General features: G+C 66.2%; 23 protein-coding genes. 17 read left to right on the plus strand and 6 right to left on the minus strand.

Annotated features, from left to right (window positions below):
• Positions 1–179 precede the first annotated feature (179 nt).
• Together gabP and AABM56_RS01070 are read left to right on the plus strand one after the other, a co-directional pair.
• Positions 180–1,568, plus strand: a complete 1,389-nt coding sequence (gabP, locus tag AABM56_RS01065; protein WP_133860392.1) for a GABA permease — start codon at positions 180–182, stop codon at positions 1,566–1,568.
• Between the two features lie 354 nt (positions 1,569–1,922).
• Positions 1,923–2,132 (plus strand): DUF1127 domain-containing protein, encoded by a 210-nt coding sequence (locus tag AABM56_RS01070; protein ID WP_133860393.1) that lies wholly within the window; start codon positions 1,923–1,925, stop codon positions 2,130–2,132.
• Between the two features lie 124 nt (positions 2,133–2,256).
• On the opposite strand, the gene AABM56_RS01075 is transcribed toward AABM56_RS01070, so the two are convergent.
• Entirely contained in the window at positions 2,257–2,484 is a 228-nt protein-coding gene (locus tag AABM56_RS01075; protein WP_133860394.1) for a hypothetical protein, read from the minus strand.
• A gap of 307 nt (positions 2,485–2,791) precedes the next feature.
• Here AABM56_RS01075 and AABM56_RS01080 point away from each other — a divergent pair, with 307 nt between their 5' ends.
• The 10 genes from AABM56_RS01080 (at position 2,792) to garD (ending at position 17,044) form a co-directional block, all read left to right on the plus strand.
• The gene (locus AABM56_RS01080) at positions 2,792–3,895 is read left to right on the plus strand and encodes an efflux RND transporter periplasmic adaptor subunit (RefSeq protein WP_133860395.1); all 1,104 of its coding nucleotides are present in this window, start codon (positions 2,792–2,794) and stop codon (positions 3,893–3,895) included.
• Positions 3,892–4,962, plus strand: a complete 1,071-nt coding sequence (locus tag AABM56_RS01085; RefSeq protein WP_133860396.1) for an efflux RND transporter periplasmic adaptor subunit — start codon at positions 3,892–3,894, stop codon at positions 4,960–4,962. Before AABM56_RS01080 ends, AABM56_RS01085 begins: the two co-directional genes overlap by 4 nt.
• Complete coding sequence (locus tag AABM56_RS01090; RefSeq protein WP_133860397.1) at positions 4,959–8,012, plus strand: efflux RND transporter permease subunit; 3,054 nt, start codon at positions 4,959–4,961, stop codon at positions 8,010–8,012. The genes AABM56_RS01085 and AABM56_RS01090 overlap by 4 nt, the downstream gene beginning before the upstream one ends.
• 219 nt (positions 8,013–8,231) lie before the next feature.
• Complete coding sequence (locus tag AABM56_RS01095; protein WP_218568699.1) at positions 8,232–9,173, plus strand: LysR family transcriptional regulator; 942 nt, start codon at positions 8,232–8,234, stop codon at positions 9,171–9,173.
• 118 nt (positions 9,174–9,291) lie between these two features.
• Positions 9,292–9,462, plus strand: a complete 171-nt coding sequence (locus AABM56_RS01100) for a hypothetical protein (protein ID WP_166655881.1) — start codon at positions 9,292–9,294, stop codon at positions 9,460–9,462.
• A 120-nt stretch (positions 9,463–9,582) separates the two neighbouring features.
• On the plus strand, positions 9,583–11,394 hold the full coding sequence (locus tag AABM56_RS01105) for an aminopeptidase P family protein (RefSeq protein ID WP_347883797.1): 1,812 nt from the start codon (positions 9,583–9,585) through the stop codon (positions 11,392–11,394).
• Positions 11,391–12,431: a low specificity L-threonine aldolase gene (locus tag AABM56_RS01110; protein WP_133860399.1), complete on the plus strand. Its 1,041-nt coding sequence runs from the start codon at positions 11,391–11,393 to the stop codon at positions 12,429–12,431. Before AABM56_RS01105 ends, AABM56_RS01110 begins: the two co-directional genes overlap by 4 nt.
• A gap of 472 nt (positions 12,432–12,903) precedes the next feature.
• The gene (locus tag AABM56_RS01115; RefSeq protein ID WP_133860400.1) at positions 12,904–13,941 is read left to right on the plus strand and encodes a LacI family DNA-binding transcriptional regulator; all 1,038 of its coding nucleotides are present in this window, start codon (positions 12,904–12,906) and stop codon (positions 13,939–13,941) included.
• A 166-nt stretch (positions 13,942–14,107) separates the two neighbouring features.
• Positions 14,108–15,466: an MFS transporter gene (locus AABM56_RS01120; RefSeq protein ID WP_133860401.1), complete on the plus strand. Its 1,359-nt coding sequence runs from the start codon at positions 14,108–14,110 to the stop codon at positions 15,464–15,466.
• A 21-nt stretch (positions 15,467–15,487) separates the two neighbouring features.
• On the plus strand, positions 15,488–17,044 hold the full coding sequence (gene garD, locus AABM56_RS01125; protein WP_133860402.1) for a galactarate dehydratase: 1,557 nt from the start codon (positions 15,488–15,490) through the stop codon (positions 17,042–17,044).
• A gap of 69 nt (positions 17,045–17,113) precedes the next feature.
• Here the strand turns inward: garD and AABM56_RS01130 are convergent, their stop codons facing one another.
• The 3 genes from AABM56_RS01130 to rph all read right to left on the minus strand — a co-directional run bounded on the left by AABM56_RS01130 (position 17,114) and on the right by rph (position 19,786).
• Complete coding sequence (locus AABM56_RS01130) at positions 17,114–18,406, minus strand: hypothetical protein (RefSeq protein WP_133860403.1); 1,293 nt, start codon at positions 18,404–18,406, stop codon at positions 17,114–17,116.
• A 284-nt stretch (positions 18,407–18,690) separates the two neighbouring features.
• Positions 18,691–19,053, minus strand: coding sequence for a DUF4870 domain-containing protein (locus AABM56_RS01135; RefSeq protein ID WP_017639343.1), 363 nt, complete (start codon positions 19,051–19,053; stop codon positions 18,691–18,693).
• Positions 19,054–19,063: 10 nt separating this feature from the next.
• Positions 19,064–19,786, minus strand: a complete 723-nt coding sequence (rph, locus tag AABM56_RS01140) for a ribonuclease PH (RefSeq protein WP_133860404.1) — start codon at positions 19,784–19,786, stop codon at positions 19,064–19,066.
• Positions 19,787–19,958: 172 nt separating this feature from the next.
• On the opposite strand from rph, the gene AABM56_RS01145 reads away from it, so the two are divergent.
• From AABM56_RS01145 to AABM56_RS01165, 5 genes are all read left to right on the plus strand, one after another.
• Complete coding sequence (locus AABM56_RS01145; protein ID WP_133860405.1) at positions 19,959–20,819, plus strand: YicC/YloC family endoribonuclease; 861 nt, start codon at positions 19,959–19,961, stop codon at positions 20,817–20,819.
• A gap of 10 nt (positions 20,820–20,829) precedes the next feature.
• Positions 20,830–21,450, plus strand: coding sequence for a guanylate kinase (gene gmk / locus AABM56_RS01150; RefSeq protein ID WP_133860406.1), 621 nt, complete (start codon positions 20,830–20,832; stop codon positions 21,448–21,450).
• Positions 21,451–22,047: 597 nt separating this feature from the next.
• On the plus strand, positions 22,048–22,542 hold the full coding sequence (locus AABM56_RS01155; RefSeq protein ID WP_133860407.1) for a hypothetical protein: 495 nt from the start codon (positions 22,048–22,050) through the stop codon (positions 22,540–22,542).
• Between the two features lie 12 nt (positions 22,543–22,554).
• A complete protein-coding gene (locus AABM56_RS01160) occupies positions 22,555–23,160 on the plus strand; it encodes a hypothetical protein (protein ID WP_133860408.1) in 606 nt (201 codons plus the stop codon).
• Between the two features lie 264 nt (positions 23,161–23,424).
• Entirely contained in the window at positions 23,425–24,477 is a 1,053-nt protein-coding gene (locus AABM56_RS01165) for a hypothetical protein (protein ID WP_133860409.1), read from the plus strand.
• 42 nt (positions 24,478–24,519) lie between these two features.
• Here the strand turns inward: AABM56_RS01165 and AABM56_RS01170 are convergent, their stop codons facing one another.
• Both AABM56_RS01170 and AABM56_RS01175 read right to left on the minus strand, forming a co-directional pair.
• On the minus strand, positions 24,520–26,013 hold the full coding sequence (locus AABM56_RS01170; RefSeq protein WP_263259087.1) for an aldehyde dehydrogenase: 1,494 nt from the start codon (positions 26,011–26,013) through the stop codon (positions 24,520–24,522).
• 103 nt (positions 26,014–26,116) lie between these two features.
• A complete protein-coding gene (locus AABM56_RS01175) occupies positions 26,117–26,728 on the minus strand; it encodes a hypothetical protein (protein ID WP_133860411.1) in 612 nt (203 codons plus the stop codon).
• Positions 26,729–26,795 lie beyond the last annotated feature (67 nt).

Consider the following 26,795-nt stretch of genomic DNA (forward strand, 5'->3'; position numbering starts at 1 on the left):
TGTGCACTTAAAAGAAATCACTTTGCACATCAGATGGTTAGCGCGATAGCTCGCTGGAGCGCCGCTTTTTCGCCGCTTTCCGCGAGGCATTGCACTCTTTGAGTTCGATTTGTGCCGATTTCAGCAGGGATGGCGCGCAAGTTGCACTTGGGAGGCTTTCCGTTGTCAGGTAACACCTTATGTCCAACGTAGAATGCAGCCTCTCTCCGGCGCTCAAACCGCGCCATGTGACCATGTTGTCCATCGCCGGGGTGATCGGTGCCGGCCTGTTCGTCGGCTCCGGTCATGCCATCGCCGCGGCCGGCCCGGCCGTACTGCTGGCCTATGCCCTGGCCGGTACCCTGGTGGTGCTGGTCATGCGCATGCTGGGTGAAATGGCCGTCGCCTCGCCCGATACCGGTTCCTTTTCCTCTTATGCGCAGCAGGGCATCGGTCGCTGGGCCGGCTTCACCATCGGCTGGCTGTACTGGTGGTTCTGGGTGCTGGTGATTCCGCTGGAGGCGGTGGCCGCCGCGGCCATCCTCAGTGCCTGGTTCCCGGCGATCGCCACCTGGCAGTTCGCCCTGATCATCACCGGCATCCTGACCGTGACCAACCTGTTCAGCGTCGCCAAGTACGGCGAGTTCGAATTCTGGTTCGCCCTGCTCAAGGTCATCGCCATCGTCGCCTTCATCGCCCTGGGCGCGGCGGCCCTGGTCGGGGCCCTGCCGGGTCGCGAGGTCAGTGGCCTGAGCAACCTGATGGCCCATACCGGCGGCTTCATGCCCAATGGCTTCGGCGCGGTGCTGGGTGCCCTGCTGACCACCATGTTCAGCTTCATGGGGACCGAGATCGTCACCATCGCCGCCGCCGAGTCCAAAGACCCGTCGCGGCAGATCAGCAGGGCCACCAACTCGGTGATCTGGCGGATCGCGCTGTTCTATCTGGTCTCCATCTTCCTGGTGGTGTCCATGGTGCCCTGGAACGATGCCCAGCTGCCGCTGGTGGGTTCCTATCAGCGTGCCCTGGAGATCCTGTCGATCCCCAACGCCAAGCTGATCGTCGACTGCGTGGTGCTGGTCGCCGTGGCCAGCTGCCTGAACTCGGCGCTCTATACCGCGTCGCGCATGCTCTATTCGCTGGCTCGCCGTGGCGATGCCCCGGCCAAGCTGGGTCGGGCCTCCAGCAGCGGTGTACCGCGAGCTGCGGTGCTGGCCAGTACCGCCGTGGGCTTCCTCACCACCATTGCCAACTACACCATGCCCGAGGCGGTGTTCAGCTTCCTGCTGTCCACCTCCGGTGCCGTCGCCCTGCTGGTTTACCTGGTCATTGCCGTGACCCAGCTGCGCCTGAGACGCAAGCTGATGGCCCGCGGCGAGCAGCTGGAATTCCGCATGTGGCTGTTCCCATGGCTGACCTGGGCGGTGATCGTCTTCATCGTCGGCGCCCTGACCGTGATGCTGTTCAGCGAAGCCCATCGCTTCGAGATCCTGGCGACCGGTCTGCTGGCACTGGTGGTCGTGGCCATCGGCACCTGGGTCGGCCGTCGCCAGCCCGCCACGCCGAGCCTGGCTGCCGCCGCACGTTGATCGCGAGAGGCTTCCGACGTCACCACGCGTCGGGAGCGCTCCTTTCTGGAGCACTGAGGCCTTTCCAGGCTGGACAGCGGGTGCGGTAACAGGTAGAACAGCACTCCTGTTTTGTTGGCTAGCGGCCAACTGTACAGCTCTGATTTCCGCGATGTTCCCTCTGGTAACCAAATTTTGCACTGCAATGGTGCAATACGTTACAGAATGACCCAAATTGCAGCAGTACAGTTGCAATTGTGTGCGAGGTGATCCGCGAACCTTTCCCTGTACTGTTACTGGTGGTAGCACTCGTCCGGCGAGACAATGGCGCCATTCGATGACCAGTACCCGTCACAAGCGGGAAGGAAAGCCACCATGGAACGCACCTTCAGTTCCTCGCTGTACAACGCCAAGCCCAGCACCCGTGTTCCCGCTGCCCTGCGCGTTATCTCCACCCTGTCCACCTGGCAGCGTCGCATCGCCAGCCGTAATGAACTGGCCCGTCTGGATACCCGTATGCTGGCTGACGCCGGTATCACCGAGGCCCAGCGCTACCAGGAAATGCACAAGCCGTTCTGGCGCTAAGCCCGGCCGCTGCACAGTTTCCACAGACCCCGCTCCGGCGGGGTTTGTTTTGTCCGCCGTCTGTACGGCAGACAGCAAAAAGCCCCGGCATGCCGGGGCTTTTCGTTACCGCCGGGGTGGGCGGTTACTGCATGTTGTTCTGGTTGCGGGCGTCGACCTTGTTGGGCTTGTCGCTCTTGAAGGGCACCTCGGCAGCGCCGTCGGCACCCCCTTTGACGGTAGTCTTGCCCGGCACCTCGGTGGTGGCGGCGCCATTGACGGCCGTGGCGCTCTTGGAAGCATCGGCCGCGAAGACACCCGTGGCCATCGACAGCATCACAGCAGCGGTAGAGGTGATCAGCAGCTTTTTCATGAGTTCGGCCTCGTCGAAATGAACCTGTGAATCTGATAGGGCCCGCACCGCAAGGGCGTCGGGCATCAGCTGCAGACGGACAGGTCCACAGCGCACATATCAGTTGACTGCCGCCCGGAATGCCGGGTTCCAGGGCATTTGTGAACATTTGTGGGCGAGTGGCCGCTCCGGTAGCGGGCGTTTGCACCTGACCGTCGGTGTAGCGCTTCCCAAGTGGCCTCAAGCACCTGACAATTCGTCAGACGAACCCCCTGCGACGCGCGTGGTCAGTTCGCAGATCGCGCCTCTTCCACCAACAAGGACAATCATGAGGGCTCTCCGCCTTGCTCGCCTCTGCCAGGTAACAGCTGCTCTGACCCTGGTAACGCTGTTACCGGGCTGCTCCCAGGAGCAACCTCCCACCGAGGAACGGGCACGGGTGGTGGTGGCGCAGCTGAGTCCGATACGGGACAGCCAGCGCATCCCCTTTACCGGAGACATCCAGGCACGCGTCCAGGCGCCGCTCGGTTTTCGGGTGAGTGGCAAGATCAGCGAGCGGCTGGCGGACGTCGGTGATCGCGTGCGCGAGGGCCAGGTGCTGGCCCGGCTGGACCCCCAGGATCTGCGCAACAACCTGGCCGCCGCCCAGGCCCAGGTAGAGGCCCAGGAAGCCCGCACGCGCCTGGCCCGCGTCGATTTCGAGCGCCAGGCCGCGCTGCTGCCCAAGGGCTACACCAGTCGCAGCCAGTACGACCAGGCCCAGGCCACCCTCGACGGTGCGCGCAGCGCCCTGCAGACCGCCATGGCCCAGCGCGACGATGCGCGCAAGCAGCTCGGCTATACCGAGCTGCGCGCCAGTGCCGCCGGAGTACTGACCGCCCGCCATGCCGAAGCCGGGCAGGTCGTCCAGGCCGGGGCGGCGATCTTCGATCTGGCAGTGAGTGGCGAGCTCGACGCCGTCTTCGATCTCTACGAATCCCTGGCCCGCGAACTCAAGGTCGGTCAGACCCTGCCCGTCGTCCTGCAGGCGCAACCGGCGATCACGACCCAGGGCACCCTGCGCGAGATCGCGCCGACGGTGGCCAGCAGCGGCACGGTGCGCATCAAGGTGCAACTCGATCGACCGCCAGCGGCCATGACCCTGGGCGCGGTGGTCAACGCCCAGTTGGAGGGCGTGGCCGAGCAGGGCTTCGCCCTGCCCTGGACGGCGCTGAATGGCACCACCGATCAACCCGCCGCCTGGCGCCTCAATGACGATGGCCGGGTCAGCCTGCAGCCGCTGCGCATCGAGCGCTATACCCGTGACAGCATCATCGTCAGCGACGGGCTCAAGGCCGGTGACCGCATCGTGGTCGCCGGTGGCCAGGCGCTCAGTCCCGGGCAGAAGGTCGAGCTTGCCGAGCGCTCCGCCTTCAACGAGGTGCGGCCATGAAGCCGCTGCTGCCGCTCTGCCTGCTGCTGGTCCTGGCCGGCTGTTCCGACGACGAGGCCCCGCCGCCGCCGATCCGGCCGGTGGCGACCCTGACCCTCAGTGCCCCGCCGCCCGGGCGCGAGGTCTTCGCCGGCAGCATCCAGGCGCGCTACGAGAGCGTGCTGGGCTTTCGCGTCGGCGGCCGCATGACCCGCCGGCTGCTGGACGTGGGTCAGCCGGTGCGGCGTGGCCAGTTGCTGGCGGCGCTGGATCCCACCGATCAGGACAACGCCCTGCGCAGTCGCCAGGGCCAGACCGCCGATGCCGAAGCCCAGTGGCGTGATGCGCGCAACGATGCGCGGCGCCAGCAGCAGCTGTTCGACCAGGGGGTCGGCTCGCGCTCCCAGCTGGACCAGGCGCTGACCCGGCTGCACACCCTGGAAGCCTCCCGCGAGCAGGCCCAGAGTGCCGAGCGCCAGGCCCGCGACCAGCGCAACTATGCCGAACTCCAGAGTGATTTCGACGGGGTGATCACCGCCTGGCAGGCCGAGGTCGGCCAGGTGGTCTCCGCCGGTCAGCCGGTGGTGCGGGTCGCCCGGCCGGATGTTCGCGAGGCGGTCCTGGATCTGCCGGCCCAGGCCATCGGCCAGCTGACCCCGGGACGTGTCCTGACCGTGCGCATGGCCCTGGATCCCGAGGTGGCGGTGCAGGGCCGGGTGCGCGAGATCGAGCCCCAGGCCGATGCCACCACCCGCACCCGGCGGGTACGCCTGACCCTGGACGAGCCGCCGGCCGCGCTGCGCATCGGCAGCCTGGTGCAGGGCGAGCTGGAGTCGCCACCGGCCGCGGGCCTGCCGCTGCCGACCCAGGCGCTGCGGCGTCAGGATGGCCGGGCCTCGGTGTGGGTGGTGGAAGGCCAGGGCGAGCAGGCGCAGGTACGCCAGCGTCCGGTCGAGGTGCTGCGCGAGGCCGCTGGTCTGGCGTGGATCGGCAAGGGCCTGAAGGTAGGTGAGCGGGTGGTGACGGCAGGGGTGAACAGTCTCGAGGAGGGACAGCGGGTGAAGGATCAGGAGGGCGCTCGGCCATGAAAGGCTTCAACCTGTCGGACTGGGCGCTGCGCCACCAATCCTTTGTCTGGTACCTGATGTTCGTCGCCCTGCTGATGGGCGTCTTCTCCTACATGAAGCTGGGGCGCGAGGAAGATCCGTCCTTTGCCATCAAGACCATGGTCATCCAGACCCGCTGGCCGGGGGCGACCACCGAGGAGACCCTGCGCCAGGTCACCGAGCGGGTGGAAAAAAAGCTCGAAGAGCTGGATTCCCTCGACTACACCAAGAGCTTCACCCGGCCGGGGCAGTCCACGGTGTTCGTCTATCTGCGCGACACCACGCCGGCCAAGGCGATTCCCGACATCTGGTACCAGGTGCGCAAGAAGGTCTCGGACATCCAGGGCGAATTCCCCCAGGGCATCCAGGGACCGGCCTTCAACGACGAATTCGGCGACGTCTTCGGCAGCATCTATGCCTTCACCGGCGACGGCTTCAGCATGCGCCAGCTGCGCGACCAGGTGGAGCAGGTGCGCCGCGAGATTCGCAGCGTGCCCGGCATCGGCAAGGTGCAGCTGATCGGCGCGGAGAACGAGGTCATCTACCTGGACTTCTCCACCCGCAAGCTGGCGGCCCTGGGCATCGATCAGCGCCAGGTGATGCAGAGTCTGCAACAGCAGAATGCGGTGACCCCCTCGGGCACCATCGAATCCGGCGCCGAGCGCATCAGCGTGCGCACCAGTGGCGAATTCCGCTCCACCGCCGATCTGGCCGCCGTCAATCTGCGCATCGACGACCGCTTCTATCGCCTCACCGACCTGGCCGACATCCGCAGCGGCTACGCCGATCCGCCCAGTTCGCTGTTTCGCTACAACGGCCAGCCGGCCATTGGCCTGGCCATCGCCATGAGCAGCGGCGGCAATATCCAGACCTTTGGCAAGGCGCTTACCGAGAAGATGCAGGAGCTGACGGCCGACCTGCCGGTGGGCATCGGCGTGCATGTGGTCTCCAACCAGGCGCAGGTGGTGGAAAAGGCCGTCGGCGGCTTTACCCGGGCGCTGTTCGAGGCGGTCATCATCGTACTGGTGGTGAGCTTCATCAGTCTCGGCGTGCGCGCCGGCCTGGTGGTGGCGCTGTCGATCCCCCTGACCCTGGCGTTGGTGTTCGTCTTCATGGAGTACAGCGGCATCACCATGCAGCGAATCTCCCTGGGCGCCCTGATCATCGCCCTCGGTCTGCTGGTGGACGACGCCATGATCACCGTGGAGATGATGGTGACCAAGCGCGAGGAGGGCGAGTCGCTGCACCGCTCGGCGACCTTCGCCTACGAGTCGACCGCCTTTCCCATGCTCACCGGCACCCTGGTGACGGTAGCCGGCTTCGTGCCCATCGGGCTCAATTCCAGCAGCGCCGGCCAGTACACCTTCACCCTGTTCGCGGTGATCGCCGTGGCGCTGCTCCTGTCCTGGATCGTCGCGGTGTTCTTTTCGCCGGTGATCGGCGTGCACATCCTGCCGAAGAAGGTGAAGCAGAAGGACCACGACCAGCCCGGCCGCCTGGCACGCTGGTCCGACGGCCTGCTGCTGGGCGCCATGCGCCACCGCTGGCTGACCATCCTCCTCACGGTGCTGCTGTTCGCCGCGGCGCTGTTCTCGATGAAGTTCGTGCAGAACCAGTTCTTCCCGTCTTCGGATCGACCCGAGCTGCTGATCGACTTCAACCTGCCGCAGAACGCCTCCCTCGACGCCACCCGCGCGCAGATGGACAGATTCGAGAAGACCCTGGCCGATGATCCGGACGTGGCCCACTGGAGTTCCTATGTCGGCCAGGGCGCGGTGCGCTTCTATCTGCCGCTGGACCAGCAGCTGGAGAATCCCTTCTACGGCCAGGTGATCCTGGTGGCCAAGGACCTGGAGGCGCGCAATCGCCTGCTGCCCAAGCTCAAGCAGCGGCTGCGCCAGGACTTCGTCGGCCTGTCCGGTTACGTCCAGCCCCTGGAGATGGGTCCGCCGGTGGGCCGGCCGATCCAGTACCGCATCAGTGGCCCCGACGTCGCCGAGGTACGCCGCCAGGCCCTGGCGCTGGCCAGCGTGCTGGGCAAGAGTCCGCAACTGGGGGACTTCCTCTACGACTGGAACGAGCCGGCGCGGATGCTCAAGGTCGAGGTCAACCAGGACAAGGCGCGGCAGCTGGGCTTCTCGTCCCAGGACGTGGCGCAGATCCTCAATGGCGTGGTGACCGGTACCCCGGTGACCCAGGTACGCGACGACATCTACCTGGTCAACGTGGTGGCGCGGGCCAGTGAGGCCGAGCGGCGCTCGGTGGAAACCCTAGAGAATCTGCAGATCATGACGCCTCAGGGCGTCGCGGTGCCGCTCAAGGCCTTCGCCCGTATCGACTACGCCCTGGAGCAGCCGCTGGTATGGCGCCGCGATCGGCTGCCCACCATCACCCTCAAGGCCTCGATCCTCAGCGAGATCCAGGCGCCGGATCTGGTCAAGCAGCTGCAGCCGGACGTGGATGCCTTCATCGCCAAGCTGCCGCCGCGTTATCAGGTGGCGGTAGGCGGCACGGTGGAGGAGAGCAGCAAGGCCCAGGGCCCGATCGCCGAGGTGGTGCCGCTGATGCTGTTCCTCATGGCCACCTTCCTGATGATCCAGCTGCACAGCATCCGCAAGCTGTTCCTGGTGGCGAGCGTGGCGCCCCTCGGGCTGATCGGCGTGGTGCTGGGCTTGATCCCCTTCGGCCAGCCGCTGGGCTTCGTCGCCATCCTTGGGGTACTGGCGCTGATCGGCATCATCATCCGCAACTCGGTGATCCTGGTGACCCAGATCGACGCCTTCGAGCGTGACGGTCGCTCGCCCTGGGACGCCGTGGTGGAAGCCACCCGGCACCGGCGCCGGCCGATCCTGCTGACCGCCGCGGCGGCCAGCCTGGGCATGATTCCCATCGCCCGCGAGGTGTTCTGGGGGCCGATGGCCTACGCCATGATCGGCGGCATCGTCGCGGCGACCCTGTTGACGCTGCTGTTCCTGCCGGCGCTGTACATCGCCAGCTATCGCATTCGCGAGCCGGGGCGTGAGGAACGATGAGCGAAACGGTAGGGCAAAAAAAACAGCCCTCTGGCGGAGGTCTCCAGAGGAGACATCTGCCAGAAGGCCGCAAGGAGCTATCCAAGGAGCCACTGCCGGAGGGAAGGATTCGCGCGGTCAGAATGTCGAATCCACAGCGGCTCACCGCACCACTATCGTGCGTGCGACTTTTTCAATAAAGTGACGGCTTGACGAAACTCCATTGCGAAAAAGGCAATAATGGATATTTTCCAAGGCATGCGCATCTTCGTCCGGGTGGTGGATCTGGGCAGTCTCACGGCTGCCGCCCACACCCTCGCTCTGTCTACCGCCCAGGTGTCGCGCCTGCTGGCGGAACTGGAAAGCCACCTGCAGACCCGCCTGCTGCACCGCACCACCCGGCGCCTGGCGCTGACCGAGGCGGGTGAACGCTACCTCGAACGCTGCCGACGCATCCTGCAGGATGTCGGCGAGGCCGAGGCCGAAGCCAGCGGCGCCCATCTCAAGCCCCATGGCCATCTGCGCCTGCATTCCATGACCGGCCTCGGCACTCAACTGCTGGCGCCCCTGGTGTCACGCTTCTGCGCGCGCTATCCCCATGTCGAGATCGTCATGACGCTCTCGCAGAACCATCCGGCGCTGCTGGAGGATGGGCATGACATCGCCATCACCCTGGACACCGAACTGGCCGATTCGGATTTCGTCGCCCAGCGTCTCGGCGGTGTCTACAGCGTGGTCTGCGCGGCGCCCAGCTACCTGGCGCAGCGTCCGGCACCCAAGGTGCCCGCCGATCTCGCCGAGCACGACTGCCTGCGCCTGATGGATCCGAATTTCTCCGAACGCTGGGTCTTCGCCGGCGAAGACGGCGAGCAGCAGGTCGCGCCGCGCTATGTCTTCCAGGTCAACGTCGCCGAGGCCCTGGCCAGCGTGGCCCGCCAGGGCATGGGCATCTGCCTGCTGCCCAGCTACATCGCGGTCAACTACCTACGCGATGGCAGTCTGGTACGGCTGCTGCCCAACTTCCGCCTGCGCGAGCGCAATATCCATGCGCTCTATCCCTCGCGGCGCTTTCTCGATGCCAAGATCAAGACCTGGATCGACTTCCTCAAGGAAGAATTGCCCGAGCGCCTGCAGCTGGAGAACCGGGTGCTGGAAGATCAGCGCTACTGGGCCAAGGACTAGGGCCGAGCTTGTTGCAGGTTTTGTAACAGTGATTTAGTTAGCATGCTATTTATTAGGCTGCGTTCTTTACCTAGAATGGTCCTGTACCCCGATGAACACGACCTTTTAGGAGTTCGCCATGAAACGTTCTCTGTCCGCCCTCGTGCTGACCCTTGCCACCCTGACCGCCGCCCAGTTCGCCGCTGCCGACGACAATCCCAGCCTGAGATACAAGCTGGTCGATCAGAATCATGCCGCCATGCAGCACTACAGTGATCAAGCCGCTCCCGCCGCCGACGCGCGTCGCTGAGCCGCTCCGTTTTCGAAAGACCACCCCTCTTTGCTCCTTTGGTCTTTCTCCGCCGCACCCTTCGGGTGCGGCTTTTTTATATCTGCGGCACACTGAGCCCCTGACCTTGTCGAGGTGCTCATGACCGCCATTTCCGCTCAACGACTTGCCGACCTGCGGGCCTTCCTGGCCGAACAGGGCGCCGATGCCTGCCTGATCCCCAGCGCCGATCCCCATCTGTCCGAATACTTGCCGGAACACTGGCAGGGCCGTGCCTGGCTGTCCGGTTTCACCGGCTCCGCCGGGCTGCTGCTGGTGACGCGCCAGGCCGCTGGCGTCTGGACCGACAGCCGCTACTGGGAGCAGGCCACCCAGGAGCTGGCGGACAGCGGCATCGACCTGATGAAGCAGGTCGCCAGCCAGCCCCAGGCCCACCTGCAGTGGCTGGCCGAGCAGGTGCCCGCGGGTGGCACGGTACTGGTGGACGGCCAGGTGCTGTCGCTCGGCGCCGCGGCGGTCCTGCGCCGGGCACTGGAACCCAAGGGTATCCAGCTACGAACCGACCTCGATCCGCTGGCGACGATCTGGACCGGGCGCCCCGCGCTGCCGGCCGCGCCTATCTACGCCCATGCGGCGCCCCATGCGCCCCAGCCGCGCAGCGCCAAGCTCGCCCAGGTGCGCCAGGCAATGGTCGAGGCAGACACCGCCTGGCATTTCATCTCTTCGCTGGACGACATCGCCTGGCTGCTCAACCTGCGCGGCGCGGATGTGCCCTACAACCCGGTGTTCCTCGCCCATCTGCTGCTGAGTCAGGACAGCTGCCAGCTGTTCATCGATCCGGGCAAGGTCCCGGCCGAGCTCCGCGCGGCCCTGGAGGCGGACGGCGTGACCCTGGCCGACTACCACCAGGCCGCCACCGAGCTGGCCAGCCTGCCGGCTGGTAGTCGCCTGCTGGTGGACCCGGCGCGGGTTACCCTGGGGCTGGCCGAGGCCGCGCCCCAGGGCGTCGAGCGGCGCGAGCAGATCAATCCCTCGACCCTGCTCAAGGCCTGCAAGACCGCCGCGGAAGTGGCCCAGGTGCGGACCGCCATGGAAGAGGATGGCGCGGCGCTGTGCGTCTTCTTTGCCCGCTTCGAGGCGGCCCTGGCCCGCGGCGAGCGCCTCACCGAGCTGACCGTGGACGACTGGCTGAGCGAAGCCCGCGCCGCCCGGCCGAATTTCGTCTCCCTGAGCTTCGCCACCATCGCCGGCTTCAATGCCGGCGGCGCCCTGCCGCATTACCGCGCCACCGAGGAGGCCCATGCCGAGCTCCAGGGCGACGGCCTGCTGCTGATCGACAGCGGCGGCCAGTACCTGGGCGGCACCACCGACATCACCCGGGTGGTGCCCATCGGCACCCCCAGCGCCGCCCAGCGCCGCGACTTCACCCTGGTGCTCAAGGGCATGCTGGCGCTGTCGCGAGCGCGCTTCCCGGCCGGCGTCGCCGCGCCCATGCTCGATGCCCTGGCGCGCGAGCCGATCTGGGCCGCCGGCATCGACTACGGCCACGGCACCGGGCATGGTGTGGGCTATTTCCTCAATGTGCACGAGGGACCGCAGTCGATTTCCTTCTATGCCACCGTGACCCCGCACCATGTTCTGCGCGAGGGCATGATCACCTCCAACGAACCGGGCATCTATCGCCCTGGCCAGTGGGGCGTGCGGCTGGAAAACCTGCTGCTGTGCACCCGCGCGGAAACCACCGCATTCGGCGATTTCCTGGCCTTCGAGACCCTGACCCTCTGTCCGCTGGACACCCGCTGCCTGGATCTGGCGCTGCTGCGCAGCGACGAGCTGGACTGGCTGGATGGCTATCACGCCGAGGTCCGCCGTCGCGTGCTGCCGCTGGTCGAGGGCGCCGCGCGCGACTGGCTGCTGGCCCGTACCGAACCCGTCGCGAGGACTGCCCGATGAGCAGCAACGCCCAGCAATTCGCCAGTGACAACTATTCCGGCATCTGCCCGGAAGCCTGGGCCGCCATGGCCGCGGCCAACGTCGGCCACGAGACCGCCTACGGCAACGACACCTGGACGGCGCGCGCCGCCGATCGCTTTCGCCAGCTGTTCGAGACCGACTGCGAGGTGTTCTTCGCCTTCAACGGCACCGCGGCCAACTCCCTGGCCCTGGCGGCGCTGTGCCAGAGCTACCACAGCGTGATCTGCTCCGACACCGCCCACGTCGAGACCGACGAATGCGGCGCGCCGGAGTTCTTTTCCAACGGCTCCAAGCTGCTGCTGGCGCCGGCCCATCAGGGCAAACTGACGCCGGGCGCCATCCAGCAGATCGCCACCAAGCGCGCCGACATCCACTTTCCCAAACCGCGCGCGGTGACTGTCACCCAGGCCACCGAGGTGGGCACCCTCTATGGCCTCAACGAACTGCAGGCCATCAGCGCCACCTGCCGCGACCTCGGCCTGCACCTGCACATGGACGGCTCGCGCTTTTCCAACGCCGTGGCCGGCCTGGGCTGCACGCCGGCCGAGGTGACCTGGAAGGCCGGCGTCGACGTGCTCTGCTTTGGCGGTACCAAGAGCGGCATGGCGGTGGGCGAGGCCATCCTCTTCTTCAACCGCGACCTGGCCGAGGACTTCGAGTACCGCTGCAAGCAGGCTGGCCAGCTGGCGTCCAAGATGAGATTCCTCTCTGCGCCCTGGCTGGGTGTGCTGGAAAACGACACCTGGTTGCGCCACGCCCGCCATGCCAACGCCATGGCCCAGCTGCTCGCCGAGCGCGTGCGCGACGTGCCCGGCGTGGACTTCATGTTCCCGGTGGAAGCCAACTCGGTATTCCTGCAGCTCTCGGAACCGGCGCTGGAATTCCTGCGCAACCGCGGTTGGCGCTTCTACACCTTCATCGGCAGCGGCGGGGCGCGTTTCATGTGCTCCTGGGACACCGAGGAAGCTCGAGTGCTTGAGCTGGCGGCGGATATTCGGACGGCGATGGGCGGGTAGGGCGTATCGCGGCCGCTCCTACAGCAGCCAGATAGCCTGTAGGAGCGGCCGCATCGGCGGACCGCCACGGCCGCGATCAGCTCTGGCACGGGGATTATCGCAGCCGTGGCGGTGCGCCGATGGGACGGGCCCCGACGATCGATCGCGCTCTGGCCAGGGCGGATGGCGCTGAATGCCTGCTCGGCTGACCCCCTCTCCCCCTGGGAGAGGTCTGGGGTGAGGATGTCCGTCGCCACCCTGTTCCAGTGGAAAAGGCTACGCCGTTTTCCACGCTACTGCGGCCCGTAGGTTGGGTTGAAACGGTTCTATCGTCGAAGCCCAACATGGCTGGCCCCGAGCAAAGCCTGTTGGGCTTCGCTGCGCTCAACCCAACCTACGGCGGCTCGCGGTGGAAAACGCTACGGTGTTCACCGGGGACGCCGCCCGCCCCAACCGTTACCATGGCCGATCTCTTTCCCGTCTCCAGCGATCCATGGCCAAGAAGTCCAGCAAAGTCCTCACTGCCGCGGTCAATCCCGCCGCCCCCACGCTGATCGACGTGGCCCGGGTCGCCGGGGTGTCGCCGATCACCGTCTCGCGGGCGCTGAATCGACCGGAGATCGTCAGCGAGGCGGCGCGGGAGAAGGTGCTGGCGGCGGTGCAGGCCACCGGCTACGTGCCCAATCTGCTGGCCGGCGGTCTGGCCTCCAATCGCAGTCGCCTGGTGGCGCTGTTCGTGCCGACCATTGTCCACTCCATCTTCGCCGAGACCGTCCAGGCGCTGATGGCGCGGCTGTCCCAGGCCGGTTACCAGACCCTGCTGGGCCTGACCGGCTACAGCGCCGAACAGGAAGAGCAGCTGCTGGCCGCGGTGCTGGGGCGCAAGCCCGATGGCATCGTCTTGACCGGTACCCTGCATACCGCCGCCAGTCGCCAGCGCCTGGCCCAGGCCGGCATCCCGGTGGTGGAGTCCTGGGACCTGGGCGAAGACCCGCTGGACATGCAGGTGGGCTTTTCCCATGAAGCCGTTGGTCGGGCCCAGGCCGAGCATCTGCACGCCCGCGGCTATCGGCGCTTCGCCGTGGTCTCGGTGGATGACCCCCGCGCCCTGCGCCGCTGTCGCAGCCTGGTGGCACGGCTGGCCGAGCTGGGCGTGGCGGAACCGCCGCTGGAGATCCTGCCAGCCCCCGCGCTGGTGGAGTCCGGGCGGGCTGGCCTGCGCCAGTTGCTGGCCCGTGACGAGGCCTTCGACGTAGTGGTCTGCAGTTCGGATACCGTCGCCCAGGGCGTCATGGCGGAAGCCGCCAGTCGCGGGCTGCGCCTGCCCGAGGACCTGGCGGTGCTGGGCTTCGGCAATCTTTCCAGCGCCGCCCAGATGCACCCGGCGCTGTCGTCGGTGAGTGTCGAGGGCGATCGCATGGGCACCCTGGCGGCCGAGGCACTGCTGCAGCGTTTCAACGAGGGCGACCAGGGCCGGGAGGCAGTGCGCATCGACACCGGTTTTCATATCATCGACCGCGCCACGACCTGACCGCCGGTCCTGATCTTGTTAGACGTCGTACTTGTATGGTTGCGCAATCATGGCTTAGTCTTGGGCAAACGCAAGGGCTGAGACCGATTGTCGCATCAAGATATGATTGCGCAATCATCCTAGGGTCCGCGCCTTCAATAAAAACAATCACGCAAGAGGGATCCCCATGGATGCCACAAGACCGACTCGGGTGCGCTACCTGATCCTGTTGATGCTGTTCGTCGTGACCACCATCAACTACGCCGATCGCGCCACCATCGCCATCGCCGGCTCCAGCCTGCAGAAAGACCTCGGCATCAGCGCCGTGACCCTCGGCTATATCTTCTCCGCCTTCGGCTGGGCCTATGTGGCTGGGCAGATTCCCGGCGGCTGGCTGCTGGATCGCTTCGGTTCGAAGAAGGTCTATGCCGGCAGCATCTTCTTCTGGTCGTTCTTCACCCTGCTGCAGGGGCTGGTCGGCGGCCTGCCGGTGGCCTGGGCGGTCACCACCCTGTTCATGCTGAGATTCCTGGTCGGGCTGGCCGAGGCGCCGTCCTTCCCGGGCAACGCGCGCATCGTCGCCGCCTGGTTCCCCACCGCCGAGCGCGGTACCGCCTCGGCGATCTTCAACTCGGCGCAGTATTTCGCCACCGCGCTGTTCGCGCCGATCATGGGCGGCATCGTCTTCCACTTCGGCTGGGAGCACGTCTTCGTCATCATGGGCGTCCTGGGCATCCTCTTCTCCGGGGTCTGGCTGAAGTACATCCACAATCCCAAGGAGCATCCGCGCATCAACGCCGCGGAGCTGGCGCACATCCGCGACAACGGCGGCCTGGTGGACATGGACAACAGCGCCCGCCAGCGCGATGGCGGGCCGAAGTGGCACTACATCACCCAGTTGCTGACCAACCGCATGATGCTGGGCGTCTACCTCGGCCAGTACTGCATCAACGCCATCACCTATTTCTTCCTGACCTGGTTCCCGGTGTACCTGGTGCAGGAGCGCGGCATGACCATCCTCAAGGCCGGTTTCATCGCCTCGCTGCCGGCGATCTGCGGCTTCATCGGCGGGGTGCTCGGCGGGGTGATCTCCGATTACCTGCTGCGCCGCGGCCACTCCCTGACCTTCGCCCGCAAGCTGCCCATCGTCTGCGGCCTGCTGCTCTCCACCAGCATGATCTTCTGCAACTATGTCGACGCCGACTGGATGGTGGTGGGCTTCATGACCCTGGCCTTCTTCGGCAAGGGCATCGGCGCCCTGGGCTGGGCGGTGGTGGCGGATACCTCGCCCAAGCAGATCGCCGGGCTCTCCGGTGGCCTGTTCAATACCTTCGGCAACCTGGCTTCCATCACCACCCCCATCGTCATCGGCTACCTCATCGCCGCCACCGGCTCCTTCAAGTGGGCGCTGGTCTATGTCGGGGCCAATGCCCTGGTGGCCGTGTTCAGCTACCTGTTCATCGTCGGTCGCATCCAGCGCGTCGAGCTGCGGACCACCGACGGCGAGATCCTGGGCGCGACCCAGCCTGACCCGGCCCGGGCCTGAGCCCCGGCAGAGGATAAGAATATGAACCTGATTGATCACCGTGATTCGCCGCGCTACATCAAGCTCCACCCCCAGGACAACGTCGGGGTGGTGGTCAACGAACCCGGCGTGGCCGCCGGCACCGCCTTCGCCGATGGCCTGACCACGGTCGAGGCCATTCCCCAGAGCCACAAGGTCTCCCTGGTGGATCTCGCGGAGGGCGCCGAGGTGGTGCGCTACGGCGAGGTCATCGGCTACGCCCTGCAGGACGTTCCCGCCGGCAGCTGGATCACCGAAGCCCTGCTGCGCATGCCGGAGCCACCGGCGCTGGACAACCTGCCCAAGGCCACCGCGCCCGGCCAGGTCGGCGAACCCCTGGAAGGCTACACCTTCGAGGGTTTCCGCAATCCGGACGGCAGCGTCGGCACCCGCAACATCCTGGCGGTGACCACCACCGTACAGTGCGTGGTAGGGGTGCTGGACCACTGCGTGGAGCGGGTACGCAAGGAGCTCCTGCCGCGCTACCCCAACGTCGACGACGTGGTGCCGCTGTCCCACAGCTATGGCTGCGGGGTGGCCATCAACGCCCCGGATGCGGTGATCCCCATCCGCACCCTGCACAACATCAGCCGCAACCCCAACTTCGGCGGCCAGGCGCTGGTCATCGGCCTGGGCTGCGAGAAGCTGCAGGCCAGCCAGCTGATGCCGGGCGATGAGCTCACCGCCGGGCAGAACGAAGAGGAGTGGCTGTTCCGCCTGCAGGATTCGGCCAACGGCTTCGCCGGCATGGTCGAGCAGATCCTGGGGCTGATCGAGGCGCGTCTGGAGGTGCTCAATGGGCGCCGCCGCGAGACGGTGCCGGCTTCCGAGCTGGTGGTGGGCATGCAGTGCGGCGGCAGCGACGCCTTCTCCGGCATCACCGCCAACCCGGCCCTGGGCGTGGCCGCCGATCTGCTGGTGCGGGCCGGCGCCACCGTGATGTTTTCCGAGAACACCGAGGTGCGCGACGGCATCCACCTGCTGACCCCGCGCGCCGCCACCCCCGAGGTGGCCGATGCCCTGATCCGCGAGATGGACTGGTACGACCGCTACCTGGAGCGGGGCATGGCCGATCGCAGTGCCAATACCACCCCTGGCAACAAGAAGGGCGGGCTGAACAACATCGTCGAAAAAGCCATGGGGTCGATCGCCAAGTCGGGTACCAGCCCCATCGCCGGGGTCATCGCACCCGGCGAGAAGATCCGCGGCAAGGGCTTGTACTTCGCTGCCACCCCGGCCAGTGACTTCATCTGCGGCACCCTGCAACTGGCCGCGGGCATGAACCTGCACATCTTCACCACCGGCCGCGGCACCCCCTATGGGCTGTCCATGGTGCCGGTGATCAAGGTCTCGACCCGCACCCAGCTGGCCGAGCGCTGGCCGGACCTGATCGACATCGATGCCGGTCGCGTGGTGAGCGGGCGGCTGTCGCTGGAGGAGATGGGCTGGGAGATCTTCCAGTGCTACCTAGACGTGGCCAGTGGCCGCCGCCAGACCTGGGCCGAGCGCCATCGCCTGCACAACGACCTGGCGCTGTTCAATCCGGCCCCGGTGACCTGATCTATGCGGCAATGAAAAAGGGCCGATCCCTCGCGGGGTCGGCCCTTTTTCATTGCCGCGCTGCGCGGCTCAATCGGTCAGGGCACTGCCGCTGATCGGTCGCAGGCTTGGCTGGTTGTCGTCTTCCGGATCACGCATCAGCACGTAGCCGAGGATGATGCCGACGAAGAGATTGCCGACGCCGATATCGAAGAGGTCGGTGGTCCAGCCGATCAGGCAGAGGCAGAAGGCGATGGCCAGCAGGGTGTGGCTGAGGCGGTCGGGCGCCGTGTGCAGGCGGATGAACACCGGCAGCTGCATGGCATAGCCGAGGATGCCGACCACGCCGAACACGCACCAGAGATAGACCACGCTGCTGTCGCTGGTGACGAAGAGGTCGATCCCCGGCACGGGGAAGGCGGCCATGGAGCTGCCGAACAGGCCGAAGCCGGCGCCTTCCACGGTCCAGCCATGGCGGCTCATTTCCGCCACGACATTCGGCCAGGTGTTGACCAGGCGATCGTAGAAGGAGGCCAGGCCGCTGTCGCTCATCACCACCAGGGGATCGAAGTCGCGGATCAGGCTCAGCACCGGCAGCAGCATGCCACCCACCACCGCCAGCAGGATCAGCGCATAGGTCGGCCACTGGAAGCGGCGGGTCATCATCAGCGCCAGGGTAAAGGCGAAGGCCGCTGCCGGCGCCTTGCTGGTGGTGAGCAGGATGCCGAAGAAGCCGACCAGGGCGACCACCAGCCAGAGCGTCCTGGAACGGGCGAATTGCGCGAGGAACAGGCAGTAGACCGCGATCAGCGCCGCCAGCACGTTGGAGACCCGGGCGAAGCCGGCGATCCGGTCCTCTTCACCGGCGACCCACTGCGTATTACCGGCGATGTCGTTGCCGCCGAGGTTGTAGCTGTAGCCTTTCCAGGGCACCGAGGTGTACTTGTCCAGGGCGATGCCGACCAGGCTGGCGAGCAGCAGCAGGAACATGGCGCGGCCCAGCAGGCGGCGCTGCTTGAGCAATTCGCGGCCGCAGACCAGACCGAACAGCAGCGGGCTGTAGACGAACAGCGAGAACAGCACGTTGTTGAAGGTCCCGCCATGCAGCAGGGCGAGGGCGGCATAGGCCAGCCCGGCGAACAGGCCGACCCAGATCACCCGGGGCAGCTTGACCGTCGCCACCTGTAGGGCGAACAGCGCCAGACAGGCGATCTTGGGCAGATAGACCAGCGCCGAGGCGCCGACCATATCCAGGGCATAGCGCAGAAAGCCGGAAAAGGTCTCGACCACCAGCAGACCGATGGCCGTCCACACCATGAGGGTGGAATAGCGCCATTCGAGCACACGCTGGAAGGGGGAGGGGGTGGCGGTTGCAACCGACATGATGATCATCCCTGTCTTGATGCCGATGGCGCCGGAGGCCACCAGTCCTGACGTAAGAAGCGAGGACCGTCGGGGCACGCCACCTTGGCGTTATCGACGGACTGCTGACGCAAAAGCGCATAGGCGGGCACGCTACCGCCAGCGACTACCGAAGCCGGTCGCGGCGAGGGCGTGAGAAGTAAGCCGAAGGGATGATAGCGGAGGGCTTCCGGCGCCTGTCAAACGACGCCGGGCCGACTGGAAATCCTCAACGCGGATATCAGAAGCAGGCCACAAAAAGCCCGCTAATTGACCATCCGCCAGGTCAGGGGGTAGCGGTAGTCGCGGCCCTGATTGGCCTTGATGCCGGCGATCACCGTCAGCACGAAGGCCACGCAGGCCACCAGCAGCATCAGCGGAAAACCGATCAGCACCCACACCAGCAGCCAGCAGATCATGTGCAGCAGGGTGACGGTGAGCTGGAAGTTCAGCGCCTCCTTGCCCTGCCGGTCGATGAAGGGGTCGTCCTCGCGCTTGAACTGCCAGACCACCAGCGGACCTATCACGTTACCGATGAAGGGCACCACGAAGCCCAGGAAGGCGGCGTAGTGGCAGAGCATGGCCCAGCGCCGGGCTTCGGCGCTGGGGGCGGGGACGAGATCGTGCATGAGGGCTTCCTTACTCGCTGCGCAGGGCAGCTTGCTGGAGCTCGAACAGGTCGCGCAGGCCACCCTGGGCCAGTTCGAGCATGGCGTTGAGTTCGGCCGGCTGGAAGGGCGCGCCTTCGGCGGTGCCCTGCACCTCGATGAAGCCACCGGCATCGGTCATGATCACGTTGAGATCGGTCTCGGCGGCGGAGTCTTCCAGGTAATCCAGGTCGAGCACCGGGGTGCCCTGATAGATGCCCACGGAGATGGCGGCCACCATCTGCTTGAGCGGATTGCCCTTGAGGCTGCCACGGCGCTTGAGTGCGCCCAGGGCGTCGACCAGGGCCACGCAGGCACCGGTCACCGAGGCGGTGCGGGTACCGCCGTCGGCCTGGATGACGTCGCAGTCGATGTAGATGGTGTTCTCGCCCAGCTTGGACAGGTCGACGGCGGCGCGCAGCGACCGACCGATCAGCCGCTGGATCTCCAGGGTCCGACCGCCCTGCTTGCCCTTGGCGGCTTCACGCTGATTCCGCTCGCCGGTCGCGCGCGGCAGCATGCCGTATTCGGCGGTGAGCCAGCCCTGGCCCTTGCCCTTGAGAAAGCGCGGCACCCCGGCCTCGACGCTGGCGGTGCAGATCACCTTGGTATCGCCGAACTCCACCAGAACCGAACCCTCGGCGTGCTTGGTGTACTGACGGGTGATGCGGATGGGGCGCAGCTGATCGGCGGCGCGGCCACTGGGACGCTTCATTGCGGGCTTCCTGTAAGGCGTAGATATCAGACCCATAGTATAGAGAGCGTCCGGCTCATGCGACACGGATGCATTGGGTCACTCCGATCAGGTGCGCTAGAATCGTGCGTTTTACATGCGTGGTCGCTCGGGATCGCCCCAGATCCGCGCATCGTCAGACGAGGATCCTGCCATGGTGCACAGCATGACGGCGTTCGCCCGGGTCGAGCGGCCAGGACCCCAGGGCACCCTGAGCTGGGAGTTGCGCTCGGTCAATCACCGCTACCTGGAGCCCCACCTGCGGCTGCCGGAGACCTTTCGCGATCTGGAGTCCGGCGTGCGCGAGGCGCTGCGCCGACGCCTGTCGCGGGGCAAGCTGGAGTGCGTGCTGCGCGAGGAACGCGACGAGAGCGTGGCCCTGCGCATCGATGCCCGCCGGGCCGCGCAGCTGGTGGCCGCTGCCGAAGACATCGCCGCGCTGATCGCGCGTCCGGCCAAGCTCGACCCCCTGGCCGTGCTGGCCTGGCCCGGAGTGCTGGCGGGCGCCGAGGTGGATGGCGCCGAACTCAAGGCCCAGACCCTGGCGCTGTTCGAGGCGGCGCTGGATGAATTGCTCGACGGCCGGCAGCGCGAGGGGCGCGAACTGGCGCGACTGATCGAGGAGCGCCTGGCCCAGGTGCTGGCGGAGGTGGCGACGCTGCGCGCGCTGCTGCCCGAGCTGCTGGCCCTGCAGCGGCGCCGTATCCTCGAGCGCTGCGCCGAGGCAGGCGTCGAGTTCGAACCGTCACGGCTGGAGCAGGAACTGGTGCTGCTGGCGCAGAAGAGCGACGTGGCCGAGGAGTTGGATCGGCTGGAGACCCATGTGGCCGAGGTGCGGCGGGTCCTGGCGGGCAGCGGCGCGGCCGGACGGCGGCTGGATTTCCTCATGCAGGAGCTCAATCGCGAGGCCAATACCCTGGGTTCCAAGGCCATCGACGCCCGTGCCTCTCAGGCGGCCATCAATCTCAAGGTGCTCATCGAACAGATGCGTGAGCAAGTGCAGAACATCGAATAGGCGGACCTTCATGACAGCCCTTCCCGGCACCCTCTACATCGTTTCCGCGCCCTCCGGCGCCGGCAAGACCAGCCTGGTCAAGGCCTTGCTGGACGCCCTGCCCGACATCCGCTTGTCGGTCTCCCACACCACCCGCGCCATGCGCCCGGGTGAAACCGACGGGGTGAACTACCACTTCGTCGATTGCGCGACCTTTACCAACCTGCTCGAGCACGGCGACTTCCTCGAACACGCCGAGGTATTCGGCAACTATTACGGTACCTCCCAGGCTGCCCTGGAACGTGACCTCGCCGAAGGTCACGACCTGATCCTGGAAATCGACTGGCAGGGCGCCCAGCAGGTCCGCCGCAAGCTGCCCCACGCCCAGTCGATCTTCATCCTGCCGCCGAGCCAGGCCGCCCTGCGCCAGCGCCTGGACAATCGCGGCCAGGACAGCGCCGAAATCATCGAACGCCGCATGCGCGAGGCGGTGAGCGAGATGAGCCACTATGTCGAATACGACTACCTGATCATCAACGACGATTTCGCCAGCGCCTTGGAAGACCTCAAGTCGATCTTCCGCACCCGCCAGCTGCGCCTGGATCGCCAGCAGCGCCGCCACGATGACCTGCTGGTGGATCTGCTGGGCTGATACCCGCATTACGGCTCGCGTCCTCAGGGCGTGGGCCTGGCTGCACCGGGTGGCTTCCGGACCGGGCATTCGACGGGTCCTTCAGTAGTGAAATATCTGGTTACATTTTTCCTGGGCGTCGCCTCGGGCCGGCGACGGCTGTCGATGTTTTGGCAGTCGCGTTATTTATCTGGTTTTACACAAACAAGATTGACCACCCTTTGACGATCACTGGCTCTACTTGAATGTAAGGCCGCTTTTTATATGCCTATATAAAAAGATTAAACAACAGCCTGCTACTTGTGGCTGTTCTCTTTCGCTGGATCGTTAATCGTTGCTATTTGTTTAAAGAAACTTTGGCTAGGCTTTTTCTGGACGGCTAGCGACGTTGCCCTTGTGCCGATGGCGGGCACCTGGATATCAAGGTCGTTGCTGCTAGCGGTTGTCTGGCTGCCTGAGCACTGTCAGGAAAACAATTATCGGAGCTGACTTCGGTAAACGGCTTCCTGCTGTCCGCGCAAGCTGCCGGAGCCGCGTGGTTGAGCGTTTCGCGGGAGATTTCGATATTTCAATAGGACTTTCAGTTGTGACATGACTGTCGTAATAGGAGCGTTCGACATGAACTTTAAACCTGTGGCCACGCTGATGTTGGCAACGCTGTTGGGTACTACCGCCCAGGCAGCCGAGTCTTTGAGTACGGGCCCTTACTTGCGGCTCAAGGTGCTGGGCAATACCGGATTCGTCCTCAACAGATTGAAGGCGGAAGACACCAAGATCGTCACGGGTGGTGAATACGACTATCTGGTGGTCGGGCCCAACGTGCAGGTCGACGGCAACGTCAAGAAGGAGATCAACAACGCCCTCGATCAAGGCAAGCGCGTGATCTTCGACAATCAGCCCGGTCAGCACCTCGCCAGTGAGAACGCGGCCCTGGCGCTGGGCATGACCGTCGAGGCGGATGCCCTGATGGTGAAGAAGCCGGAGAAGGACACTGGCCTGCTGATAACCCCCGTCGATCGGCCCGCGTGCGCCGATGCCCTGTCCGCGAGCAAGGCCCAGAGCAACAAGCAGGACCAGGCGAGCAACACCATCGAAAACGTCTTCGGACTTTGAGGGACCAAAGCCATGAACACCTTCGTGAAATCCACCCTGGTCGGGGCGCTCGGCTTCATTCTTTCGACCGGTCTGGTGCAGGCGGGCGACTGTTTCACCGACCACACCGAGCCCGTCATCCTGGGTGACGGTTCCCGGGCCTTTTCCACCCAGCAGGCCGCCAAGACCTGGGAGGACTGGATCTGGCGTGGACCGATCTTCCGCTGCTCGAGCACCGGGACCATCGACTGTACCTATACCTGGGGCGAGACCAAGACCTCCAGCTACGGCTGGTCGGTGGGGGTCAAGCTCAACGGGGAGAAGCTGCCCTTCATCGGCAAGTACCTGAGCATCCTCGGCGTCGATGGCAGCTACAAGCAGGATCGCTCGATGAGTACCGCCTTCACCTGGGGCGTGAGGATAGAACCGGGCTATCGGGCGCAACCCATCCAGGTGGTGGAACGGCGCTGGAAGAGCGGCAAGTTCCGTGGTGCCTGGGTACGGACCGGCAGCTGTTCACGAGGCATCTCCAACCCACCCGGGATGCATTGGTACGACTGGGATTCCAAGCGGGTGGTCAGCAGCTGGAGCGGCAGCGTGGAGGTGAGCAGATACGCCACCTACCACGTCTATCGCTAGATCCGCGTCCGCGCCAGCGCCGGGTCATGGCGACCCGGCGCTGGCTGTGGAAGAGGCGCACGGCCGAACGCTCAGGCAGGCGGCTGCCTACGCTCGTCGAAACCGCTCTTTGGATGGATGGCGGAGGGTGCCTGGCTGACCACACTCAGCACGGGCCGCTCGTGGGCGGCGCCTCCCTTGCAGTACGGTCGAATTCCGGCATCTGGCCGGGTTCGCGGCTAGTCGTCCTGCCCCCGGTAGCTGTCACTGGAGCGGAAGACCGTCATGAAGACCCCTACCTTGCTGGCGGCCCTGCTCGCCGGCCTCGCGGCGCCGGCCTTCGCCGTCGAGCAGAGCATCAGCCTGACCCAGGCCGGCAATGACAACCAGGCCACCCTGAATCAGAGCGACGGGCGCGCCAACACCGTCGAGCAACTGCAGCGCGTCGACGGCAATCGCACGACGCTGGAACAGCGCCAGGCCTTCGGTGCCCAGGCGCGGATCGAGCAGACGTCCAGCGGCAACGGCCTGCAGATCGTCCAGCAAGGCAGTAATCAGCAGATCGCCGTGACCCAGCTGGAAAACGGCAACCACTTCGCCGACCTCACCCAGATCGGCGGCGGCGCGGGCAACAGCCTGGAGCTGGAGCAGCGCGGCAATGCGGCTTCCGCCTATCTGCACCAGGCGGGCGATCTCAACGTCTACAGCGTGCGCCAGGCGGGTTTCGGCGGAAACGAGCTGCGGGCGACCGCGACCGGCGATGGTAACCGGCTGACGGTGGAGCAGCGCAGCGGCGGGGTGGCCGAGGTGGTGCAGACCGGCAACGGCAACGCCGTGCAGCTGACGCAGAACGTGTCCTTCGCCGGCGGCAGCGCCACCTTGCGCCAGCAAGGCGCTGACAACAGTGTGCAGGCGGATCAGCTGACCAGTCGTTATCGCAGTGCCCTGGCGCTGACGCAGACGGGCAATGCGAACCAGGCGACGCTGTCGCAGCGTGCCGGCTTCAGCGACATCACCTTTAGCCAGCAGGGTAACGACAACGAGCTGAGCGCCACCCAGACCGGGTTGGAAGCCCGGATCACCGGCACCAGCACGGGCGATGCCAACCAGGCGAGCTTCGTCCAGAGCGGCGTGCGGGTGGAGGCGGAGATCCAGCAGCAGGGCAATGGCAACCTGGCGTCCATCACCCAGGACACGGTGCCGGACAGCTTCAGCGGCGCCAGTGCCATGATCAGCCAGACCGGCGACGCCCATTCGGCGGTGATCGACCAGATCGGTTCCACGGCGCGCATCACGCAGAGCGGCTTCGGTAACCAGGCGACGATCCAGCAGCGCTGAAGGGTTGCAGGCTGATCCCGGCCGGGATCAGCCTGATGGGGCTTACAGCTTGATCCAGGTGGCCTTGAGCTCGGTGTACTTGTCGAAGGCGTGCAGGGACTTGTCGCGACCGTTGCCGGACTGCTTGAAGCCGCCGAAGGGCGCGGTCATGTCGCCGCCGTCGTACTGGTTGACCCAGACGCTGCCGGCGCGCAGGGCGCGGGCGGTCTTGTGGGCCTTGGAGATGTCGCGGGTCCAGACCGCGGCGGCCAGGCCGTATTGGGTGTCGTTGGCGATCTGCACGGCTTCTTCGGCGGTGTCGAAGGTGATCACCGAAAGCACCGGGCCGAAGATCTCTTCGCGGGCGATCTTCATGGCGTTGCTCACGCCGTCGAAGATGGTCGGCTCGACATAGACCCCGCCGGTTTCTTCCAGGGTGCGCTTGCCACCGGCCACCAGGGTGGCGCCTTCGGCATGGCCGGCCTCGATGTAGCGCAGCACGGTGTCCAGCTGGGTGGTGTCCACCAGGGCGCCGACGTTGGTCTCGGGGTCCAGCGCATGGCCGGGCTTCCAGCCCTTAAGGGCCTCGACCACCAGCGGCAGGAATTCCTCCTTGATGGAGCGCTCCACCAGCAGGCGCGAACCGGCGGTGCAGACCTCGCCCTGGTTGAAGGCGATGCCGCTGGCGGCCGCCGCGGCGGCGTCCTTGAGGTCGGGGGCATCGGCGAAGACGATGTTGGGGCTCTTGCCGCCGGCTTCCAGCCAGACGCGCTTCATGTTGGATTCCCCGGAGTAGGCCAGCAGCTGCTTGGCGACCCGGGTGGAACCGGTGAAGACGATGGTGTCGACGTCCGCATGCAGGCCCAGGGCCTTGCCGACGCTGTGGCCGTAGCCCGGCAGCACGTTGAACACCCCGGCCGGGATGCCCGCCTGCTGGGCCAGCTGGGCGACGCGGATGGCGGTCAGCGGCGACTTCTCCGAGGGCTTGAGCACCACCGAGTTGCCGGTGGCCAGCGCCGGGCCGAGTTTCCAGCAGGCCATCATCAGCGGGAAATTCCAGGGCACCACGGCGGCGACCACGCCGACCGGCTCGCGGGTGACCAGGCCGAGCTGGTCATGGGGCGTGGGGGCGACCTCGTCGTAGAGCTTGTCGATGGCCTCGGCGCTCCAGCGGATGGCATTGGCCGATGCCGGTACGTCGATCCTGAGGGAGTCGCCGATGGGCTTGCCCATGTCCAGGGTTTCCAGCAGCGCCAGCTCTTCGGCGCTGGCCAGCAGCAGGTCGGCGAAGCGGATCAGCACGCGCTTACGCTGGGCCGGCGCCAGATGCGCCCAGGTGCCCTTCTGGAAGGCGGCGCGGGCGGCGGCGACGGCCAGGTCGGCGTCGGCGGCGTCACAGCTGGCGACCTTGGCGAGAAAGCGTCCGTCCACCGGACTCAGGCAATCGAAGGTGGCGCCGGCGGCGGCGTCGACATAGGCGCCGTCGATGAAGGCGCGACCTTCCAGGGTGAGACCTTGGAAGCGCTGCTCCCACTCGGCGCGGCTGGGCAAGCTCATGGGTGACTCCTCGCTAATGGCGGTGAGCAGCCACCCTAAACCGGCCCGGAAGGGTTATCAATATATTTGACAGTTAGCCGCCAAGGGCGCCGAAACGTGCGTTTTATCGAACGCTGCGCTGGCGTTGGCGACTCAAGGTCAGGGCCGGGCGGGCCGTGGCCAGGGCGCCGCGCCGTTGCCGGGGCTGGAAGCACTGCTGGGTGAACGGCGCCTCGACGCTGGCGTCCAGGTCATCGAGCCAGCCTTCCACAGCGTCTTCCAGGGCCGCCACGGTGAGCTGCCCCAGCACCTGGTGGGCGATGAGATTGCCCAGGCTGGGCGCCGTCGATTCGCCAGTGGCGCCCCACCAGGCGGCCAGGCGCTGCTGGAGGCCTTCGAGCAGACGATGGAGACGATAGGCCGCGGCCAGCAGCGCCAGGCTGGCGGAAGGCGCCTGGGCCAGTGCCGCCGGGGCGAAACCGGCCAGGGCGCGCTCGAGCACCCCGGCCAGGGGCGCCTCGAAGGCCACCGCCCGCGCCTGCAGCAGCAGGGCTTCGAGGGCATCGGGCACCTTGTCGACATAGGCGCTGGCGAAGCGCTCCAGGGCCGCGCCGCGGGTGGCATCGGCGCTGGTCGTACGCGCCGCCTGGTCGGCAAAGGTGCGGCTGGCCTCGCCACTGTCCCGAGCGCGCACCTGGGTGGTCTGGATCACGAGGCGCAAGGCGGCGGTATTCATGGCAGGGTCCTGCAGGGCTGAGCTGTGTTGGACGCCTCCCGGGTGTGCGGGTCACACCGTTCGTCCG

The organism is Pseudomonas aestiva (genome assembly GCF_039908605.1).
GTDB classification, from domain to species: domain Bacteria; phylum Pseudomonadota; class Gammaproteobacteria; order Pseudomonadales; family Pseudomonadaceae; genus Chryseomonas; species Chryseomonas aestiva.